16 protein-coding genes are annotated in these 20,432 nt (G+C 45.9%); 8 read left to right on the forward strand and 8 right to left on the reverse strand.

The window, feature by feature from the left end; translation table 11 throughout:
* The first annotated feature begins 163 nt into the window (after positions 1–163).
* From HCJ96_RS02420 to HCJ96_RS02430, 3 genes are read left to right on the forward strand one after another with little or no spacing between them, the layout of a single operon-like run.
* The gene (locus tag HCJ96_RS02420; protein ID WP_169209420.1) at positions 164–448 is read left to right on the forward strand and encodes a PepSY domain-containing protein; all 285 of its coding nucleotides are present in this window, start codon (positions 164–166) and stop codon (positions 446–448) included.
* Positions 448–1,122, forward strand: a complete 675-nt coding sequence (locus tag HCJ96_RS02425) for a response regulator transcription factor (protein WP_169209421.1) — start codon at positions 448–450, stop codon at positions 1,120–1,122. The genes HCJ96_RS02420 and HCJ96_RS02425 overlap by 1 nt, the downstream gene beginning before the upstream one ends.
* Positions 1,119–2,453, forward strand: a complete 1,335-nt coding sequence (locus HCJ96_RS02430) for an ATP-binding protein (protein WP_169209422.1) — start codon at positions 1,119–1,121, stop codon at positions 2,451–2,453. Before HCJ96_RS02425 ends, HCJ96_RS02430 begins: the two co-directional genes overlap by 4 nt.
* Positions 2,454–2,516: 63 nt before the next feature.
* Here HCJ96_RS02430 and HCJ96_RS02435 read toward each other — a convergent pair whose 3' ends face one another.
* On the reverse strand, positions 2,517–7,073 hold the full coding sequence (locus tag HCJ96_RS02435) for a chemotaxis protein CheB (protein WP_169209423.1): 4,557 nt from the start codon (positions 7,071–7,073) through the stop codon (positions 2,517–2,519).
* A 224-nt stretch (positions 7,074–7,297) separates the two neighbouring features.
* On the opposite strand from HCJ96_RS02435, the gene HCJ96_RS16430 reads away from it, so the two are divergent.
* Positions 7,298–8,017 carry a phosphatase PAP2 family protein gene (locus HCJ96_RS16430; RefSeq protein ID WP_169209424.1) on the forward strand — a complete coding sequence of 240 codons (720 nt, stop codon included), beginning with the start codon at positions 7,298–7,300 and terminating at the stop codon, positions 8,015–8,017.
* A 93-nt stretch (positions 8,018–8,110) separates the two neighbouring features.
* Here HCJ96_RS16430 and HCJ96_RS02445 read toward each other — a convergent pair whose 3' ends face one another.
* Entirely contained in the window at positions 8,111–9,151 is a 1,041-nt protein-coding gene (locus HCJ96_RS02445) for an AI-2E family transporter (RefSeq protein ID WP_169209425.1), read from the reverse strand.
* Between the two features lie 88 nt (positions 9,152–9,239).
* Here HCJ96_RS02445 and folX point away from each other — a divergent pair, with 88 nt between their 5' ends.
* From folX to HCJ96_RS02460, 3 genes are all read left to right on the forward strand, one after another.
* A complete protein-coding gene (gene folX / locus HCJ96_RS02450) occupies positions 9,240–9,602 on the forward strand; it encodes a dihydroneopterin triphosphate 2'-epimerase (RefSeq protein ID WP_169209426.1) in 363 nt (120 codons plus the stop codon).
* A gap of 9 nt (positions 9,603–9,611) precedes the next feature.
* Positions 9,612–10,508, forward strand: coding sequence for a TIGR01777 family oxidoreductase (locus HCJ96_RS02455; RefSeq protein ID WP_169209427.1), 897 nt, complete (start codon positions 9,612–9,614; stop codon positions 10,506–10,508).
* A gap of 212 nt (positions 10,509–10,720) precedes the next feature.
* Entirely contained in the window at positions 10,721–10,915 is a 195-nt protein-coding gene (locus tag HCJ96_RS02460) for a CsbD family protein (protein ID WP_169209428.1), read from the forward strand.
* 59 nt (positions 10,916–10,974) lie between these two features.
* Here HCJ96_RS02460 and HCJ96_RS02465 read toward each other — a convergent pair whose 3' ends face one another.
* Both HCJ96_RS02465 and HCJ96_RS02470 read right to left on the reverse strand, forming a co-directional pair.
* On the reverse strand, positions 10,975–13,497 hold the full coding sequence (locus HCJ96_RS02465) for an ABC transporter permease (protein ID WP_169209429.1): 2,523 nt from the start codon (positions 13,495–13,497) through the stop codon (positions 10,975–10,977).
* Positions 13,498–14,241: an ABC transporter ATP-binding protein gene (locus HCJ96_RS02470; protein ID WP_169209430.1), complete on the reverse strand. Its 744-nt coding sequence runs from the start codon at positions 14,239–14,241 to the stop codon at positions 13,498–13,500.
* Here HCJ96_RS02470 and HCJ96_RS02475 point away from each other — a divergent pair.
* On the forward strand, positions 14,218–14,895 hold the full coding sequence (locus tag HCJ96_RS02475; protein WP_425483727.1) for an arylesterase: 678 nt from the start codon (positions 14,218–14,220) through the stop codon (positions 14,893–14,895). The genes HCJ96_RS02470 and HCJ96_RS02475 overlap by 24 nt on opposite strands.
* Positions 14,896–14,930: 35 nt before the next feature.
* Here HCJ96_RS02475 and HCJ96_RS02480 read toward each other — a convergent pair whose 3' ends face one another.
* The 4 genes from HCJ96_RS02480 to HCJ96_RS02495 all read right to left on the reverse strand — a co-directional run bounded on the left by HCJ96_RS02480 (position 14,931) and on the right by HCJ96_RS02495 (position 19,830).
* Positions 14,931–16,205, reverse strand: a complete 1,275-nt coding sequence (locus HCJ96_RS02480; protein WP_169209431.1) for an amidohydrolase family protein — start codon at positions 16,203–16,205, stop codon at positions 14,931–14,933.
* Positions 16,202–17,623, reverse strand: a complete 1,422-nt coding sequence (locus HCJ96_RS02485; RefSeq protein ID WP_169209432.1) for an amidohydrolase — start codon at positions 17,621–17,623, stop codon at positions 16,202–16,204. Before HCJ96_RS02485 ends, HCJ96_RS02480 begins: the two co-directional genes overlap by 4 nt.
* Positions 17,624–17,775: 152 nt before the next feature.
* Positions 17,776–18,726, reverse strand: coding sequence for a tRNA dihydrouridine(16) synthase DusC (gene dusC / locus HCJ96_RS02490; protein WP_169209433.1), 951 nt, complete (start codon positions 18,724–18,726; stop codon positions 17,776–17,778).
* Between the two features lie 195 nt (positions 18,727–18,921).
* On the reverse strand, positions 18,922–19,830 hold the full coding sequence (locus tag HCJ96_RS02495; protein WP_169209434.1) for a M14 family metallopeptidase: 909 nt from the start codon (positions 19,828–19,830) through the stop codon (positions 18,922–18,924).
* Between the last annotated feature and the right edge of the window lie 602 nt (positions 19,831–20,432).

Consider the following 20,432-nt stretch of genomic DNA (forward strand, 5'->3'; position numbering starts at 1 on the left):
ATAACTTTTAAGTATTACTATTCCGATTAGACCCACTTAAAATTGCACAATTCAGCATATGTTCATCAAAATTTTCTATGCTAGGATTAGCAAAAGAGCTTGTTTGCGGGCGACATAAGATACGATTACCAGAAAGGTGATGTCAGGTCTTTTAAGAGGGGTTATGAAATCGTTGATTCGGCGTGTATTGCTGTTAACCGTGCTGTTGTGTTTTATCAGCGTGCCGAGCTATGCCCAACAGCAAAATACAAATGATGACCAGTTAGATAAAGCCCAGGCTGCTGAGCGCGCCACACAGCAGGTTAACGGCCGGGTGTTACGGGTTGAAAAAAATAAAGACAATTTTCGCGTCAAGGTGTTGAAAAAGTCAGGCCGCGTTGTCTCTGTGGATGTAGACAGACGCTCCGGTGAAGTCAGCCCACCTCAGGAAAAGGATAAAAGACGTTAATGCGTATTCTCATAGCTGAAGATGATAGTAGACTACTGACACAACTCGACCGGCTTATGCAACGCAATGGCTACAGCGTCGATTTAGCCGATGATGGCGAACGTGCGCTGTTTCACTTGAATGAATACCCCTATGACTTAGCGGTTATTGATATTGGCTTGCCCAAATTAGATGGGTTTGAAGTTATCCAGCGCGCCCGTCAAAATAATGTGCGTTGCCCTATCCTTATATTAACGGCGCGTGATCGCTGGCAGGAAAAAGTAGAAGGCCTTGATTCTGGTGCCGATGACTATCTGACGAAACCGTTTCATGAAGAAGAGCTGCTGGCGCGCGTTAAAGCACTTATCCGTCGTTCTTCAGGACAAGCAAACCCTGTTATTCAGGTGGGGCCGATAGAGCTGGATACGGTCAGTGAAGAAATTCGGGTAAATGGTCAGGCACTTGAATTGACCGCTTACGAATACAGGGTCATGCAATACCTGATGATGAACCCCCAGAAAGTCATTTCTAAAACTGAATTAACTGAACATATTTATGATCAGGACTTTGATTTAGATAGCAACGTGATAGAAGTGTTTGTTGGACGTCTCCGTAAAAAAATCGACCCGGAAAATACCCTTAAGCCCATTGAAACATTGAGAGGACGGGGTTACAGGATAAATAGAGACTTATGAAGGGCTTGTCCCTTCAGCTTCGTGCAATTATTCTGGCGCTTATTGCACTCACGCTGTTCATTCCCCTCACCGTTTTAACGCTCGATAAGGCGTACACCGCCAGTTTAACCCAGGCCAAGCAGGACGAACTTAAGTTAATGAGTCTGGCATTAATCTCGGCGTTCGAGCTTGATGGCAATATCCCCTACATGCCGGAAATCTTGTATGAGGAACAGCTCAACCTGCCCGATTCAGGTTATATCGGCCTAATTCGATTTCGTAATAAAACCGTTTGGCAATCTGCTTCTGCATTGCACTACGATATTACTCAGCCTCCGCTGTCACCGGCCGTAGGTGACGAATTATTTTTAGTCGATTACACTGCTCGCTTCGACAGAAAACGCAGTCACTTCGCCTATGCGTTTACCGCCGAATTCGCCGGGGCGGAAGACTTTGAGCCGGTGCACTTTTATATCTTCAATGATAAAACCGAATTTAATCAGGAGCGCGACGCGTTTCTCAAAACGGTGTGGCAATGGTTGTCATTGCTTGCCTTTGCTTTGCTTACATTGATGTTAATTGGCATGGCCTTGTTGCTTGCGCCAGTCAGAGAATTAATTAATGAAATCAGCTTAATGGCAAGGGGAAAACAAACTCGGCTTACGCATCATTATCCCGTTGAATTCTCGGGCTTGCAATCCAGTATCAATCAATTAATTCAGATTGAAGAAGATCAACGCACACGCTATAAAAATAGTCTGGACGATCTTGCCCATAGTCTGAAAACACCGTTAGCGGTAGCACTTGGTACACCGCATTTACCCGAGGAAGCGCGCGACGCGCTGACGCAGATAGACCATCTTATTCGTCGTCAACTCAAACGTGCCACTATCGCAAAATCCAGCTGGCAAGCAGGGGTAAGTATTCTCCCCATTGTCAATCAGGTCACGCAGGCAATCGCAAAAATATACCGAGAAAAGTCTCTTTCGATAAAGGTGTCCGGGGCGGACACTGTATTCCATGGCGATAAAACGGACCTGATGGAGATGCTCGGGAATGTGCTGGATAATGCCGCAAAAGCAGCCAAAACAAACATTCACGTATCATTGACACACTCAGATAACTGGCTTGAGATCAGCGTAGAAGATGATGGACCTGGAATTCCTGAAGATCAACGTGAAAAACTATTGCAACGTGGAACGAGACTCGACACCTATGCCGAAGGTCAAGGTATAGGCATGGCTGTAGTGGCGGATTTAGTTAGCATTTATCAGGGCAGACTGCTGATTGAAACATCATCGCTTGACGGTGCGAAAATCACGCTACAGCTGCCCGTTCACCTCAAACTATAGTTTTAAAACGAAACCAGCATTGTTCGGGGCCGCTACTTATTTGATGTGCCTGCACCCCGCGCGTTAAAGCGATTCTGCAAACCTTTCCAATTCGTTTAAAATGGTTTCAACACTGACCGGTTTATTAAAGTGTCCATCGAAACCTGCTGCTTGTGTACTTCTTTTCGCCTCTAGATGACCATACCCTGTGACCGCCAGAAACAACGTTTTTTCGGGCAGGTTAGGCTTTAGCAACTTGATCAGCTCTATCCCACTCATATCGGGTAAACCGATATCCAGTAAAGCCACATTAGGTTCAAACGCGCTATAATTTTGCACCGCTTCGCTGCCGGTATTAAACACTTTAACTTCGCACCCCTTAAGGTCAAGAATCATCCCCAGGCCATCGGCTACCGTTTCATTGTCGTCCACCAACATGACGCGCAATTTTTGCATGTTTTTTAAGGTTGACGCTTTTTTACTTTCGTAGGGATGAATGGTAACACTATCATTGTCGGTAAAATCAGCCAGTATGGGCAGGATCAGTGAAACCAACGCGCCCTTATTCTTGCCTTCGCTATGAATTGAAACGGAACCACCATGCAATTCAGCAATCTGTTTTACTAATGAAAGCCCTATCCCTAGGCCCGTATTTTTTCTCTCACTTTCATTTTTAATCTGCTGAAAAGGTTCAAACACCTTGTCTTTATATTCCATATCAAGACCAATCCCGGAGTCTCTGACATTGATAATAAAGAGGTCTTTAGAACGAACTAGTTCAACGTCAATAACGCCAAATTCAGGGGTAAATTTTGACGCGTTATTGATCACATTGTTAACGACTTGCTGTATGCGCGTGCGATCGATTTTCGACTCAATAGTCTCTTTAGGTAAAGCTAAATTAATAGTCTGATTATTTTGACGCACTGCGGATGAGAAGTTTTCTACGATTTCTCTTAATAACTGGTTAATATCTACCAGTGATTTGTCCAGTTTTACCTCACCTCGGGAAATACGCGTCAGGTCAAGTAGCTCATCCAGCAAGGAAGACACAAGAGTGACGTTGCTCCTCATCGAATTTAGTGCCCAATCCAGCTTTGATTTATCATGTTCTAAAATCTGTACCGCCCCGCTAATCGACGCCAGCGGATTGCGGATTTCGTGCCCTAACGTCGCCAGAAAATCGTTTTTCTTTTCATCCGCTTCCTGCAACTCTTTTATCGCATTTTTCAACGAGGATTCCAGTTTCCGTTGGCGTGTAATATCTCCTACCATGCCAATCATTCTAACTGGTTTGTCGTTTTCGAATAATACTTGTCCATTCGCTTCTACCCAGACGACCTTCTGAGTGAACGAGTGAACCACTCGGTAAATAGCGTGATAATGACCATCACTTTTTGGGTTCATGGCACTTTCAATTTCGAGTTGAATGGCGTCTCTGTCATCTTCATGCACGCCTTTGAAAAAGTCATCTAGCGTAATAGAATTGCCGCGAAGGCCCCAAATTTCATACAGGAGTGGGTCCCAGTATATCATGTTCGTATCCATCGCCCACTCAAACGCGCCCATATGACTGGAGTCTTTAGCAATTCGCAAGCGGTTCTCATTATTTTTAAGCTGTAACTCCATGCTTTTACGATGCAATGCGACAGAGAGGATATTCGCTGCTGAGACCAGAAAATGCATGTCCTCTTGATTAAAGGAGCGCTTCTCTTTGGTATGCACGCCCAGGACGCCAAAGGGTTTGTCTCCATTTTCAATGATACAACTCATGCCACTGACTATTTTGTGATCAATAAGCAAGTCTGGTCCGGTAAAACGTTGCTCCGTAGCCAGGTCGGTAACCACCACCGGCTCTGCTGTATTTAATGTAAACCCCGCCTGGGAACCGCTATCAGCGGGTACCGCCGCATTGCCAACAACACCGCTGTTCCAGCCGATCCCCGCTCTCACAACAAGCTGTCCCTGTTCAGGCTGATACTCTAGCACCTTACAAAAATCAGCTTTTAGTGTATGGGTCACTTCTCTCACAAGCTGGTCCATCAAATTCGCTGTATCTTCACTGCTGAGGGCCTTCAGACCGAGCTTCGCAATAACCGCATGTTGCTCACTGCTGGCTTTTAATCGGTTTGCGGTCACTTTCAATTTAGTCACATCAATAAATGTGATGACAACTCCATCCACCTTTCTTGTTTCAGTTTGGTAAGGAAGAATCTTTCTGACGTACCAGCGATTATCTGTATGAATTTGCTTTTCAGTTGACTCCAGACTGTCTAAAACCCTTTTTGCTTCTTCAAGGGTATCTTCATCAATCAAATCGCGACAAAGCTCATTGATGGGTTGGTCTATATCCTGTGAGCCAATTCTAAGTAGCCTTTCCGCAGCAGGTGTGAACCGCTTGATTTTCATATCACTGGAAAGAAAGATGGTGGCTAAATTGGTACTGCCGAAAAAGTTTTTAATGTCATCATGCGTCGATGAAAGTTCATCGATCTTATCTTTGAGCTGTGCATTAACCGTTGTTAATTCTTCATTTAACGAACGCAGTTCTTCGGTACTTGCTTCCAGCTCCTCATTGGAAGATTGTAATTCTTCATTGGTCGACAATGCCTCTTCGTGTGCAGCTTTCAACTCTTCAGTGCTGGTTTCCAGCTCTTCGACCGTATTTTGTAATTCCTCTTTTGTCTCCCTGAGCTCTTTTTCCATGGCATCGATCATACTGTCGTGATCATGGTGATCGACCTGAAGGCTGACAGAATCGGTATGCTCAGTTGTCGACGGCAGCTCTTCAAAAGTGATGATAACGTGCCCATCTTCCTTTTTACCGCTCGATGTGGGCGTAATGGTGCAACGAAAATTTAGCTCGGGCCCAGTTTGTGACAACGTTCGTGGGAGTCCAATACTGACACGCTCACCTGTCTTTTTGGCCTTGTAAATGCCACTGCGCAAGCGGGTGCGAATAGCCGGATTGACCATTGAATAAAGATCCAGGCCAGCATGACCATCGGGCAGGGTTAAAAATTTGTTTACGTTACCGTGAAAGTACGAGACGCGGTTTTGCTCATCGACGATGATGGAAGGTTTCACCGCCAGTAAAAGCGTTTGCATGGCACGTTCTTCATCACCACTTGGCTTATGACGTTGTTTATTCCGCAATGTATTTTTATCACTTTTATCACTAAAAAAAGTAGGTAAAATAGACGGGTAATTTTTCACCCCATTTCGCTCCTTACGACCGTAGATTCGCCATTTCGCCGATAACGTAGTAAATAGTTCCTTTCTTTCTCCAATACTTTCAGAACTACCAAGAAATAAATAGCCTTCCGGAAGTAACGCATAGAAGAATGACTTCAACACCTTCAGTTGCGCTGTCTTTTGCAGGTAAATTAATAAGTTACGACAACTTACCAAGTGCAACTTTGAGAACGGCGGGTCGCTGAAAACATTTTGTTGCGCAAACGAAATTTTATCGCGAATTTTACTTCTGATGGTGGCATAACCATCGCTGGTCATATCAAAATACTTGTCGATAAATGGCTTCGGTAACTCCGCAATAATACTACTGGGATAACTCCCACGCCGTGCAGTTTGTATTGCATCCGTATCGATGTCAGTGGCAAAAATGCGCAGCCCAACATCTTTACCCGACTTTTCAATCTGCTCGGTTAACAGCATGGCGAGCGTATAAGCTTCTTCACCACTTGCACAACCCGCTACCCATACCCTGACATCCTCACCTTCATCAATTTCATCTACAATATTAGCCAGTACTTTACTGTCTAACATTTCAAAGGCTTCGCGATCACGGAAAAAATCAGTCACATTAATCAGTAAATCTCGCATTAGCGAATCTCGCTCATCCTGACTTATTCGCAGTAAATCGATGTAATCCCTGGCGAATTTTTTCCCAGTTAAACTCATTCTGCGGAAAATGCGTCGCTTAACCGTACTATCCTTATATTGTGCCAGGTCGAAATTCTCCTGGGTTTTAAGCAGCGCACGGATTTTATTCAGGTCATCGAGTGAAGAATCGTCATCTTTAGCCAATTCATGGTACGGGTGCGCCTCGAATTTAATCAAAAATTGCGGAATTTGCTCAACAGGGAGAACTTCATCTACCACGCCCGCATCGATCGCTGACATAGGCATGCTGGAATATACTGCGGTGTCTGGTTCCTGAACTACTGCAAGCCCTCCAGCCGCTTTCAGCGCTCTCAATCCAGCGGTCCCATCACTACCGGCACCAGAAAAAACTAAACCCACGGCTTTTGACTTATAAACTTCGGCCATGGAACGGAATAGGTGGTCAATCGCCATTCGCGCACCACGATGGTCTGTCTGATCTACTACACGGATATTATGTTCATTAACTTCAATATATTTGCCCGGAGGGATAACGTATGCGTGTCCAGATTCAATTTTTTGGCCATCTTTTGCCTGACAAAACTTATACGGGGTCTTGCGAGCCAGTATTTCAGCGAGGATACTTTCATGATCTGGAGAAAGATGCTGGACCACAATAAATGCGATGTTGGCGTCGGCTGGAACATGGTCAAAAAAGAGTTTTAGCGCGTCCAATCCACCTGCAGAAGCACCAACGCCAACAATGAGTGGCGTTCTATCTTTTTTAACTCCGTTCATCAAGCCCTCGCTGGCTTACAGCAACAAAATACGATGTAAAAGAGTAGCAAGATGTATGCAGCAGGTCTAATTAAATCGGTTTGCGAACAACGCAAATTGAGTATTTCAGACCAACCTCAGGATCGCACTTTTCAGAAAATGAGTAAGGAGAATAATCTGCCTGTGTAGTTCGAAAGTATGAAAAGAGGTACGTTGAACGTCCCTAAGCAAAGGAAGTTATGCCAATGAGATTAAAAAAATTAACGCAACATTTTCCCGCATCAATTGACCTTCCATTTATTATCGTTAGCGCTATATGCTGCTTTGCAATTTGGACGTTTATCGAGCTTGCCGATGATGCACCTGAAGGTGATTATCTTGAAATCGAAAACAAAGTACTCACTTTTTTTAGAAGCGCAGAAAACCCGGAACAAGCGATCGGGCCTTTCTGGGTAGAGCAAACGGCACTGGAAATCACCTCATTGGGATCAATTCCTGTTCTTACCCTTATTGTGGTGTTATGCGTATTGCACATGTTACTGATTAGGAAGTATGGGATGGCGATATTACTTACTCTCTCCACTGTTCTGGGTGGCGCCCTTACCTTCCTGTTGAAAGACATTTTTGAGCGAGCCAGACCGGACAAGGTTTCTGCACTGGTCGATGTAATGACCTACAGTTTTCCCAGTGGTCATGCGATGACCTCGTCAATTGTTTTTATGACCTTGGGTGCGCTGCTCGCGCAGACCGTTTCCAACAATCTGGAAAAAGCCTATTTTATCGCTACGGCGTTATTTTTAAGCTTTGCTATCGGCTTTACCCGCGTCTATCTAGGGGTGCACTACCCTACAGACGTTATGGCGGGGTGGGCAGCAGGCACGGCCTGGGCATTGATCTGCTGGAGTATCCCACATGTGTTCGTAAGGATCAGGCGAACTTATTCGAAGTCAGAAAAATTGTTATAATCAAATGGGCAAACCTTGTGGAATGCCCCTTATCCGCCATCGTTTACCACCCTCTCAGATGATAACACTGCCCACACAATGCATTTATCCTCACTAAAACTGTGGGCGCGTTTTTTCACCTTCACTGGAAAGCAGTACAGCTAACCAGCGACTCTCCTCTCTGGATTCAAGTGCAATTTTAACAATCATTGTTAGCGGCACCGATAGCAACATACCGACGCTACCCAGCAGCCAGCCCCAAAAAATTAACGACAAGAATACAACCAGCGTTGAAAGACCCATCCCTTTACCTAATAACTTGGGCTCTACCATATTGCCCATGATTGTATTGACCAACACGAATCCCAGGGCCACCAACCCAGCAGAAGCCAGGCCATACTGTACAAACGCGATGATGACTGCAGGAATGGCTGCGATAATTGAGCCAATGTTGGGAATGTAGTTCAGCATAAAGGCGAGCACCGCCCACAGTAAAAAGTGGTCAATATCCATCACGTACAGCCAAACCCCAATAAACAAGCCCGTGGCCAAGCTCACCACCGTTTTAATCGCTAAGTAACTGTTAACCGACTTAATAAAACGATCCACATGTTTCATTTTCATATCGGGATCAGCCAAGGCAATATGGAGACGTTTCGGAATACTGTCTGATTCAAACAGCATGAAAATAACTGTCAGCAAAATTAATAACAGGTTCGATAGCGCCCCGCCCATTCCGCTAATGAAGTTAGTTGCCACAGACATAGCCATACCGGGATCAAGATAAGACGCAATCAGGTTTCTATCGACATAGATATTAAACGCTGCCAGGCGCTCAGCAATCCATGAAAACTCATCACCCAGTTTTAATTTGTAGGCAGGAAGGTTTTGTTTAAATTCTGTGAGTGACTGTCCAACCAGTCCGGCAAGAAGAAAGCCAATAAACACAATTATCAGTATTACTAAGGTAATGGAAACCCATTTGGGTATTTTTCGTTGTGTAGCCCAATTAATCAGAGGGCTGCACGCTATTGCGATAAAGCCAGAGAGAAAAAATGGCACCATAATAGCGCTTGCAGCCTTAATGCCGGCGAAGACGATGACAAGTGCTGCGAGTACGACGAGCGCTTTCGCTGTAGGAGATCGAAGTTCCATATTGTTTATTACGTTTTTTTGCTATCCTAAAATTCGTTTCCTAATTTACCGCGAGTTGCGGTCGACTACAATTTTTTAAGAGAAAACAATGACGTTGAATGAGGCTACGATAAAAATAAAAAACTTGCGTCTGCGAACCTATGTTGGCATTAACGAAGATGAAATTGCCAACAAACAGGATGTTGTTGTTAACGCAAAAATTATTTATGACGCTAAACGGGCAACCGACAGCGACAATATGCAGGATGCGCTAAACTATAAAACAGTGACTAAAGCGATTATTAAGCTGGTTGAAGATAACCGGTTCGCGCTATTGGAAAAGCTGACCGCAGATGTGCTGGAAATTGCGGCTTCCCACGATTGGGTGACATTTGCAGAAGTCGAAGTGGATAAACCGCATGCGTTACGTTTTTCTGATTCAGTGTCACTTACATTATCTTGCTCTAAGTAAGGAAAAAGAATGCACATCCTCATCACGGGTGGTACGGGGTTGGTCGGTCGACACCTGGTAAAAGCACTAGTCACTAAACACGATATTACCGTTTTGACCCGAAATGCCGAACGTGCTTCAACGATTCTAAAACAGAACATTTCGTTCATTCAGTCTTTAGATGAAATCAATGATTTTTCAAAATTTGATGCGGTGATAAACCTTGCCGGAGAACCAATTGCTGACAAGCGCTGGACGTCACATCAAAAAGAGAAAATATGTAAAAGTCGCTGGCAGATCACGCAGAAACTGGTAAAAAAAATTAACGAAGCGGCCACGCCTCCAGAAGTGTTCATATCAGGATCGGCGGTGGGTTATTACGGTCGTCAAGGTAAGAAAAAAATTTCTGAACACGATCACCAGGTGCACGAAGAATTCACTCATACGGTGTGCAAGGAATGGGAAGCTATCGCACAGCAGGCAAAAAGTGAAAATACACGGGTTTGTACTATTCGAACAGGAATCGTGCTGGCAAAAGGTAAAGGTGCGTTAGGTAAAATGGCCGTCCCATTCAAAATTGGGATTGGCGGCAAGCTGAGTGATGGCGAACAAATGATGTCGTGGATCCATATCGATGACGAAGTGGCTGCAATCTTATTCTTACTTAATAATGAAAACTGTGCCGGTGCATACAATTTAACCGCACCAGCTCCAGTAACTAATGCTGAATTTTCCCATCAACTTGCCAGAGCATTACATCGCCCAAACTTATTTACGGTCCCTGCGTTTGCGCTAAGAATAATGTTAGGCGAAACCGCTGACATTTTATTGACCGGTCAATGTGTTTTGCCTGCCAGGCTACAAGCTGAAGGCTTTACATTTCAATACCCGTCACTTGAGAAAGCATTACATGCGATATATCGGTAGCGTTAAACTCATTGCTTTATAAAGCCATGAAATTATTACGCGCACCGTTTCATTAACTTTTAGCAATGCCATACCGACACCCTTAAAAAACGATATTTTTCAACAATTTACACTTTCATATATTTACATTTAGATTGGTACATGCCTTGCAATAGTATCGTCACCATTTCTCAAAATGGTTTTTTTTACTGCTATCTACAAGGAGATAGATTATGAATAATGATCGTATTGAAGGTAATTGGAAAGAATTGAAAGGTAAAGTTCAGCAGCAGTGGGGTAAATTGACCAACGATGATCTTGATCGTATCGATGGCAAACGCACTGAGCTGGTAGGCAAAATTCAGCAACATTATGGTAAGTCCAAGGATGAAGCTGAACGTGAAGTAGATGATTACTTTGCCCATTAATATTCGTTGCAGTAAATAGCTAAAAAGGTGGCCTTAGCCACCTTTTTTCTATATGGCTGTTAAACCATTCGTCGCAACAGGGTTGTTGTATTGAGCATAAGTAATCGCCAACATCCCAACGCACCCAGCAACCCTACAACCAGCGCACCAGCCACCGGCGCCAGCACCCAGTATTCAAGGTGAATACGCGCATCCATTTGAAAGACCTGGGTCTGCAGTAAATATAGACTTAATTCGTTGGCAATGGCGGCCATCAGTCCGGCGACCAAGCCGATAATTATAAATTCAAACACCACACTCAAGCGGATTAAGCTGCCCTTAGCACCTAACGTGCGTAAAATCGCCAATTCCTGCTGTCGTTCATCCATGCTTGCCTGGACCTGTGCGATCAGCACTAACGAACCGGCCGCTAGCACGAGAACCAAAATGAACTCAACCGCCATCGAAACTTGATCAACAATTTCTCGTAACTGATTGATACTCGCATCAACATCGAATAGCGTAACTGACGGAAACGGCTGCATCAATCCTGTGATGTCGGCTTTGCGTTCAGCTTCCAGATAGAAGCTGGTAATATAAGTCGGTTCGAATGCTGCCATCGCGTCGGGATGGATAATAAAGAAGAAGTTGGGCTGCATGCTCTGCCAATTGACTTTACGTAAGCTGGTTACCTGCGTTTTAACTATTTCACTGCCAATGTTAAAGGTAAGCCTGTCATCCATTTCAATATCTAACCGTTCAGCCACCTCAGCTTCGACTGACACCGGAAAATAACCGGCTTCAGTTTTGACGGCCTCATCGCCATGCCACATGCCTTCAACCACTTCGTTTTCACTTTGTAACTGATTACTCCAGGTTAGGTTAGCTTCCCGACCCAGACCGTCTCTACCTTCTGACGGTTCTTCGTCTTCTTTACTAACGCGCGTGTTAACTTGCTCGTCGTTAACCGCAACAAAGCGTCCACGTACCACTGGATAAAAAAACTCGACATTAACGTCTCGCTCAGCAAAGTGTTGCTCAAGGTTATCTTTTTGCTGCGCGGTTATATTTGACATAAAGTAATTTGGTGTGCCCTCAGGTAGCTGAGCGCGCCATTGAGCGACCATGTCATTGCGCATGACCAATACCACAAGTAGCAACATTATTGTGATGGAGAAACTGATCAGTTGGACACTGTTATCCATTGCCCTGCGCCTGATGCGCGCCCAAGCCAATTGCCAGGGGCCAATTCGGCCGCCTCCTAGTTTGCGACCCAACCAAATCAAGCCGAAGGTTACCACCAACAAGCTCAGCACTAAAACAACGCCGGAGATAAACAGTATCGCACTGATTTTTAAATCCTGACTGTAGATCCACATTAATAGAAAAACCGCACCACCAGCGGCACCAAATTGTAATGTACGCGAACTTAAACCGGCGTCCATATCACGCCGTAGTACGCGCAATGGCGGTACAGAAAACAATCGCAGCAGTGGGTAGAGCGAGAAAAGAACCGCACAAACGGCACCTGTAAATACCGCAATTAAAAGTGGTCGCCAATGCCAGACGGACAGAGACACTTCAACTCTGTCAGCGAGAAACATGACTACTAACTGCTGAATTGTCATCCCGAAGGCGATGCCGATAACTATGCCCACAATCGCGATAAAACAGATTTGCAGAGTGTAAACCCGACGTATCATTTTCTGTGTAGCGCCCAACGTTTTCATAATGGCAACCGGATCGAAATGGCGTTGGCTGTAACGTTGCGCCGCCACAGCGATGGAAACGGCTGCAAGAACAATCGCTAATAAACTGGCAAGTAAAAAATAGCGTTCAGCCGTAGCAACGGATCTACCCACTGCAGACTGGTCATCTTTGATCGTGCTCCAACCATGCAAATCGTCATTAAGTTGGGGTTGCAACCAGTCGTAAAAACGGGTTATCACACTTTCATCGCCGGCAAAATAGCCACGATAACCAACGCGGCTGCCGGGACCGGTGATCTGCATCGCAGGAATGTCGGCTATATTCACCAATACCAGGGGGTCGGTGGCAAAAACATTGAAACCCGCATCCGGTATCCCCCCTAACACTTTATCGACGACAAATTGCGCATCACCAATTTCAACCGTATCGCCCAGCTCAACACCCAGCAGCTGGAACAATCTTGAATCCAGCCATGCCTTACCCGATTCAGGCACAACATCAATGTCGCTTTCGATGCCAAACGGGCTGTCGCTTACTTTTATAGCGCCTTTAAGCGGATAATTGTTACTAACTGCACGCAAGTCAACAAGGGTTAATTTTTCGCCGCCAAATACCATTGAACGGGCGCGTATCTGCTGTGAGATCTCAAGATTTTCACTCTGTGCTTTGTCAAACCACGCGTCAGGAATAGGATCGCTCGAGCGAATCTGTGCGTCAGCGGCCAGAAATTCTGCCGATTTATCGGTTAGCGCGCTTTGTAAACGTTCACTAAACAACGACAATGATAGAACGGCGCTTACGGATAGCACGATAGCGAGTAAAATAATGGTAAGCTCACCTCGTCTCGCCTCGTGCTTGAATAAGCGCCAGGCTAAGTTCATCACCATATTCATTTAACCTGCCTCGCGAGAATAGTCAGCTGTTATTTTATTCTTTTCGGTCAGGGTACCAGCCTGCATCACTAACTGGCGATCGCATTTGGCCGCTAGCGTTTCATCATGCGTGACCAACACCAGGGTAGTGCCCTGCTCTTTATTCAGATTAAATAGCAGGTCTTCGATTTTATGGCTGTTAGCAGCATCCAGGTTTCCGGTAGGCTCATCTGCAAAAAGAATTTTTGGTTGACCGATAAATGCTCTGGCAATAGCCACACGTTGTTGTTCTCCCCCTGATAACTGATTCGGATAATGATGAGCTCTGTGGGCCAATCCTACCTGTTCCAGTATTTTCTTCGCTTTTCCTGAAGGGTCCCGCAGATCTGCAATTTCGGCAGGAAGCATGATATTTTCCAGCGCAGTGAGGCTTTGTACTAACATAAAGCTTTGAAAAATAAAGCCTACTTTAGCTCCGCGCAGCTGGGCCCGGCCCTCTTCATCCAAATCGTGCAATGACACATTGTCGAGCCATATCTCACCAGAACTGACTTCATCAAGCCCTGCGAGCAAGCTAAGCAGCGTTGATTTACCGGAGCCTGACGCCCCCACAATAGCAACCGACTCACCAGTCTTGACCTGAAAGGAAATCGGTTGAAGAATCTGCAAATGCCCTTCACTCGTACTAACTGTTTTAGTAATCTCACTGGTTCTAATTATTGAGGAGTCGTTGCTGTCGTGTTGGTCTTTCAAAGTCGTCGCCATATTCAAATTACATTCCTGTTATTTTTGTTACCGCTACTGGTCTTTTCAGATCATTTATACGCCGGTACACAAAATGAAAACACACAAAAACCTAAATTACTTATTTTGGGAGATAGCCTAAGTGCTGCTTACGGTTTAAAGCAACAAGAAGGTTGGGTTAGTTTGTTACAAAATATCTGGAAAGACGAGTCAGTTCAGATTGATGTGGTGAATGCTGCGATCAGCGGCGAAACCACCGATGGTGGTCTGGCGCGTTTGCCGCGATTATTGGAACAACATCAACCAAGCCATTTGTTGATTGAATTGGGGGGAAATGATGGGTTACAAGGCCACCCAGTTAGCAAGATGCGCACTAATCTGGCCAGGATGGTCGATCTAGCCAAACAGGCCAACATCAATGTGCTGTTGCAGGACATGGAAATCCCAACCAATTACGGGCGAAAGTATACCTCTATGTTCGCTGATAGCTTTGAGGCCGTTGCTGAAGAACATCAAATTACGCTCATCCCCTTCTTTTTACAAAATGTGGCGACAGAAGAAAATATGATGCAGCGGGATGGTATCCATCCAAATAAAGACGCACAGCCAGTAATTGCTGCATTCATGAATGAACAACTTAAACCCATCATTTTACGTACTAACACTGCTGAATAAAAAATGGCCCGTTAACGGGCCATTTTTTTACTCATCTAAGGTCGAAGGTATTGCGTTGGTTGTGCATGTGATTCCTTCTGCGAAGACAGATAACGATCCCGTAACTTGGTCTGCCTTGACTCCATCTTAATTGGCTCGCCGTTTACAAACACCTGCTCAGCGGCTTCTGTTACCTCGAGTGGGTCACCACTCCAGATAACGATGTCTGCACGTTTGCCCTGAGAAATGGAGCCAATGGTATCTTGCATTCCCAGTATTTTTGCTGGTGCAGAAGTCAGGCTGGCCAACCCTGCATCATGCGATAATCCGTTGGCTACCGCATTACCGGCATGTTGTGCAGCGAGCCGAATATTGTGCGTATCCATGCCAATTGCAACCATAACACCCGCCTTTTCCAGCCTGGCCGCGTTCGCTAGTGTCGCCCCAAGCTGGTCAAATCCGCCAGGCAGGTTAAATTCAGGGTCGATAATCACGGGAATTTTGTGTGCAGCCAGCTGTTTTGCGACTCGCCATGCTTCCACACCGTGCACGAGCACAACATTGATATCTGGATGACGCTTTTTAAAAGCAATCACCTGACGGATATCCGCTGCACGATCAGCCTGCATAAACAGAGGCATTTTACCGCTCAATACTTTTTTCAAGGCGGCCACATCTGCTCGCGAGTTTATACCATCCCAGTCGTCTTTTGCATCGAGTTTACCTTCCACCGAAGCAGCTTCCGCCAATGCCGCTTCAAGCGCAACCCACAACGCAGCGCGAGAACCGCCAGACTCTTCGGCTCCTTTACTACCCACATCAACTTTCATAAAGGCGTGCGCTTTAAGCAACGGCTCCTCGCCAAGCGACATCACCGCACCCTGCCCGTAAAAAAGTGTATCGACATTAGAGATAGTCGTGGCGGCTGACGTTACCCCTTCAACCCGAGAAATGTTAACCAGCGATGAGTCTGGATTAAGCGCATAGCTAACATCTAAGGCTGCTCCAGTTTTGGTTATACCAGCTTTCTTCACGGTACTGTCAACCACGCCAGCTGAGGACGAAACCTCAACTAATCCGAGAGTGGTTAATGCGCCCACGAAACCGGGTGTGATGACCTTTCCCGTCGCATCAATTTTTCGATAGTTATCCGGTACTCGCAAATCACTGTCGATTTGTGCAATCTTGCCGTCTTTAATTAAAATAGTGGCCTTTTCCATTGTCCCCAATTGGGTCATGGTATGTACCTTACCGCCCATTATTGCGATGTTTTCGGCCCACACAGATGTTGACATAACTGCAGTGGCTAACAAACTGAGCATTAACTTCATTTTATATCTCCTTCGCCAACCTGACCTAACTCGAAATCGCTCACCGGCCACTGTTCCGGGTTCGCTCTGTCATAGGCCAAACCGCCATCAATGTAGACCTTTTCTGCTTGAGAATAAGTCGAGAACGGATCGCCACTCCACAGCACTACATCTGCATTTTTACCGGCTTCCAGGGACCCGGTGTGGTCATAAATTCCCAGTGCTTTAGCGGGGTTAGCGGAAAGCCATTGCCACGCATCGGCCTGTGAGATCTCTATACCAGCACGCTTGCCATCCGACCATGCTTTTGCGGCTTCCTGGTTTAGACGCTGGATACCTAGATCACTATCGGAGTGAACAATGGCGCACGCACCTGCCTGATGCACCAGCGGGATATTTTCACGAATGCCGTCATACGCTTCCATCTTGAAGCCCCACCAGTCAGCCCACATCGCCGAACAAACATTTTGTTCTTTTAGTTTGTCGGCAACCTTGTAAGCCTCTACGGCGTGGTGAAAGGTACCAATTTTGTACTCAAACTCTTTCATCACATCCATCATGACGGTCATTTCATCGGCACGATAACAATGCATGTGAACTAAAATGTCGCCCTTTAGTACACCCGCCAGTGTTTCTAATTTTAGATCACGTTTAGGTGGCTTAGGGTTTTTACCTTCATCAAATTCTCTGTCGTAACGCTCCCATTGAACGATGTAATCCTGCGCATCAGACCATGCCTGGCGATATCCAGCTACATTGCCCATTCGGGTCATTGGCCCTCCTTTTTCACCATATACTCGCTTAGGATTTTCTCCACATGCCATTTTCAAGCCATGTGGTGCATCAGGAAATTTCATGTCCTGCATCGTTCGGTTAGGCACGTTTTTTAAAACAACTGAGCGCCCGCCGAATAAGTTGGCTGAGCCTGGTAATATCTGCATTGAGGTTACACCGCCCGCCAGTGCCCGGCCAAATCCCGGGTCTTGAGGCCACACCGCGTGTTCCGCCCATACACCCGCGGTTACCGGATTCACCATCTCATTGCCATCAGAATGTGAGCGAGTGGAGGGATTTGGATACACACCCAGATGGCTATGAGTATCGATTATTCCCGGGGTTACCCATTTGCCCTTACCATCGATTACCTGCGCATCTGCAGGGGCATCAACATCGGCGCCCAATGCGACTACTTTACCGTCGGCAAAATAGATAGCACCATTGTCTATTTTCTCTCCTGTCCCCGTTAAAATGGTGACATTTCTGATGATCGTGGGCTGTCCGTCGATAGGACTATATGTGCTTGGATAGGGGTCAGGGTTAATCGAAACTTTCTTACCATTCGGTTGTTGTTCTTTCTTGGGGGTGGTGCTGCATCCCACTATTGCCAGAGAAAACAAACATGCCACCGCAACGCTAAGACGTGAGGGTACTCGCTGCATAGTTTTTCCATTAAGTTGAGTTCAAACTCACCTCCTCTACTGTGAGTGGGAGGCTTACATGTTCTGCCCATGTTGAATGGCGGAACATAACGTTAACGTAATAAACTAGCCGATCAGTTCATATCTAACAAGTTAATGATGAAGAATATCGACTAAGCAATATCAGCATGCGAGGATTGGCTGGCCAATACGGTGACAATGCTTTTAGCGTCATTTAATCGTTTGATTTGACTAAATAAAACATCAGCTTGAGGGTATTGTCTGCGAAGGTAGCCACACCATTGCTTGATTCTGTTTGGGTAGTAACGCCCTTTATCTCCATAGATCTCATAACCTGAATAAGAAATAAGTAAATCAGCCACTTCTTCCCATGGCATGGGGGCATGCCCTTGCTTGATCGTCTGCGCCAGATTCGGCATTGCTAATGCTCCTCTTCCCAGCATCAGGTCACTACACGCCGATTGCTGCATACAATTGAGCGCATCACTGGCATTCCATATCTCGCCATTCGCAATTACCGGGATATCAATGTGCTGCTTTATTTTTGCGATGTAATCCCAATAAGCGGGTGGGCGATAGCCTTCTTTTTTTGTACGCGCGTGCACAACGAGGTGACTGGCCCCTGCTTGTGCGATCGCGTGCGCATTTTCAACGGCTAACGACTTATCATCATAGCCCAATCTGATCTTAGCGGTGACAGGTAAGGTGTCGGGTACTGCATCACGCACCGCTTTGACAATGTCAAACAGGGTTTGTGTTTCTTTTAATAACACCGCCCCGCCCTTACTTTTGTTTACTGTTTTGGCAGGACAACCAAAGTTCAGGTCAACGCCTGGTGAGCCCATTTCGATTGCAGTCAGCGCATTCTCTGCCAGCCATTCAGGATGTTGACCTAATAGTTGCACGCGTACAGGCACGCCGGAGGGCGTTTTAGCGTCGTTTTCTAATTCAGGGCACAATCGAATGAAGGTACGCTTGGGAAGCTTTTGATCGACCACGCGAATAAATTCCGTTACACATAAGTCGAATCCTCCTACGCGGGTCAGCATGTCGCGCATTAGATGGTCTACAACACCTTCCATGGGCGCAAGCATAATTTTCATAAGAGAACTCACCAGATATACAGAATAAAAGCGGGGCGGAGTTTAGCAAAAATTGATTAATTGACCAACAAACGAATGCGCAGACACTGCGTGAAATATTTTAGGTTAATTAAAAACGTTGTGTTTCTAAAGAGTGCCTCAAGTGCCCGGTTCAACGGGAAAGGCCAGTACATACTGGCCGTTCTATGGCTTAGTTCAGTGCTGTTTCAGATAATTAAGCGCACCCACAATTGCCGCAACCTGCGCTTTGTTGCACTCCTCATCGGTGGCGCTTGGACTGTCAGGATAAACCTCGGTAGTAGTCACATAGTCCGCATTCGTCATACCGCCACAAAGAAAGAGTTTCTTTTTGTCATAGCAGATAACACCATCAGAGACCGTATCGGCACCGATGATCTTACCGTTTGCATCAGGCGGCGCGATATGGGTGACCTTGCGCACACTCTCTATGATGGCTTGTTGGAATTCAAGCTTCGGATTATTTGTATTGGCAACCGTATAAAACCCATCTGGAATTTCCCACTCATCGTGGGTTACCCCATCGCGCGCGGCAAGTGCGGGTCTAAATTCAGAGTTATCGGTATCGGTGGTCTCGTGAAGATCAATGTGCACTGCAATTGGCAACGTCATAGAGGAGACAAATGCCATCACCTGAGCAGATTCAGATGCTGGCGAATCAGGCATAAAGGAGCGGTTTGGATCCAGTGCCAGCGGATTCCAGCGATTGATGGTTTCGTAGCCCCAGGGACTGATACACGGCACGACAATGAAATTAAAATCATCAGCATAATGTGTGAGGTGTTGGTTTATAAATAAGAGTGCGCCTTGTACGCCACTGGTTTCGTAACCGTGGACACCGCCTGTAACGAGAATGGTAGGCTTACTCTCATCCATCGACTCACTGACCACAGCATAGAGCGGATAACGCGCTTCATCATAAGGTAGTGCGCCGTATTGAAAGATAGAAAAGCCATCTATTTTTTCAGGGAGTTTCGCTAACACTTCATCCTGATAACTGCGCTTAACCTGTTGCAATTCACGCCATTGCTTTTTCTCTTCATCAGACCAAGGTTTACCGGGACGACCAATTGGATAATTTTCCATTCTTGCTCCTACTTCCTGCAAATTTAACGATTATTCAAAGCCGATATGCTAACAAGAATTCGAGGATGAGTCATTTAACCCAATAGCCGGAATCGCGTTATTTAGAAGATGTGACCAACACGATAGCGCCAATCACCCTACCCTGCGGGCCATGCTAACGCATGTTCTGCCACGTTCCTGACGTGGCAGTCGAACCCCTGTCTAGTTGAGGATTGCAGGTGATTTAAGGTTGAAGGATTGAATAAGGGCTTCTCACCCCTGACGAGCACGCATAAAAAAACCAGCCCGAAGGCTGGTTTTATATATGGCGTCCCCTAGGGGATTACAGCATACATCCCTGTATGCTGCCCTGCGGGCCATGCTAAAGCATGTTCTGCCACGTTCCTGACGTGGCAGTCGAACCCCTGACTAGTTGAGAGATGCAGGTAAATTTAAGCGAAAAGGTTTGAATAAGGGCTTCTCACCCCTGACGAGTACGCATAAAAAAACCAGCCCGAAGGCTGGTTTTATATATGGCGTCCCCTAGGGGATTACAGCATACATCCCTGTATGCTGCCCTGCGGGCCATGCTAAAGCATGTTCTGCCACGTTCCTGACGTGGC

The sequence above is a fragment of the Alteromonas ponticola genome (genome assembly GCF_012911815.1).
Classification (GTDB): domain Bacteria; phylum Pseudomonadota; class Gammaproteobacteria; order Enterobacterales; family Alteromonadaceae; genus Alteromonas; species Alteromonas ponticola.

Coding starts and splice junctions, on each gene's coding strand:
- HCJ96_RS02420 (WP_169209420.1), top strand. CDS start 164: ATGAAATCGTTGATTCGGCGTGTATTGCTGTTAACCGTGCTGTTGTGT.
- HCJ96_RS02425 (WP_169209421.1), top strand. CDS start 448: ATGCGTATTCTCATAGCTGAAGATGATAGTAGACTACTGACACAACTC.
- HCJ96_RS02430 (WP_169209422.1), top strand. CDS start 1,119: ATGAAGGGCTTGTCCCTTCAGCTTCGTGCAATTATTCTGGCGCTTATT.
- HCJ96_RS02435 (WP_169209423.1), bottom strand. CDS start 7,073: ATGAACGGAGTTAAAAAAGATAGAACGCCACTCATTGTTGGCGTTGGT.
- HCJ96_RS16430 (WP_169209424.1), top strand. CDS start 7,298: ATGAGATTAAAAAAATTAACGCAACATTTTCCCGCATCAATTGACCTT.
- HCJ96_RS02445 (WP_169209425.1), bottom strand. CDS start 9,151: ATGGAACTTCGATCTCCTACAGCGAAAGCGCTCGTCGTACTCGCAGCA.
- folX (WP_169209426.1), top strand. CDS start 9,240: ATGACGTTGAATGAGGCTACGATAAAAATAAAAAACTTGCGTCTGCGA.
- HCJ96_RS02455 (WP_169209427.1), top strand. CDS start 9,612: ATGCACATCCTCATCACGGGTGGTACGGGGTTGGTCGGTCGACACCTG.
- HCJ96_RS02460 (WP_169209428.1), top strand. CDS start 10,721: ATGAATAATGATCGTATTGAAGGTAATTGGAAAGAATTGAAAGGTAAA.
- HCJ96_RS02465 (WP_169209429.1), bottom strand. CDS start 13,497: ATGAATATGGTGATGAACTTAGCCTGGCGCTTATTCAAGCACGAGGCG.
- HCJ96_RS02470 (WP_169209430.1), bottom strand. CDS start 14,241: ATGGCGACGACTTTGAAAGACCAACACGACAGCAACGACTCCTCAATA.
- HCJ96_RS02480 (WP_169209431.1), bottom strand. CDS start 16,205: ATGAAGTTAATGCTCAGTTTGTTAGCCACTGCAGTTATGTCAACATCT.
- HCJ96_RS02485 (WP_169209432.1), bottom strand. CDS start 17,623: ATGCAGCGAGTACCCTCACGTCTTAGCGTTGCGGTGGCATGTTTGTTT.
- dusC (WP_169209433.1), bottom strand. CDS start 18,726: ATGAAAATTATGCTTGCGCCCATGGAAGGTGTTGTAGACCATCTAATG.
- HCJ96_RS02495 (WP_169209434.1), bottom strand. CDS start 19,830: ATGGAAAATTATCCAATTGGTCGTCCCGGTAAACCTTGGTCTGATGAA.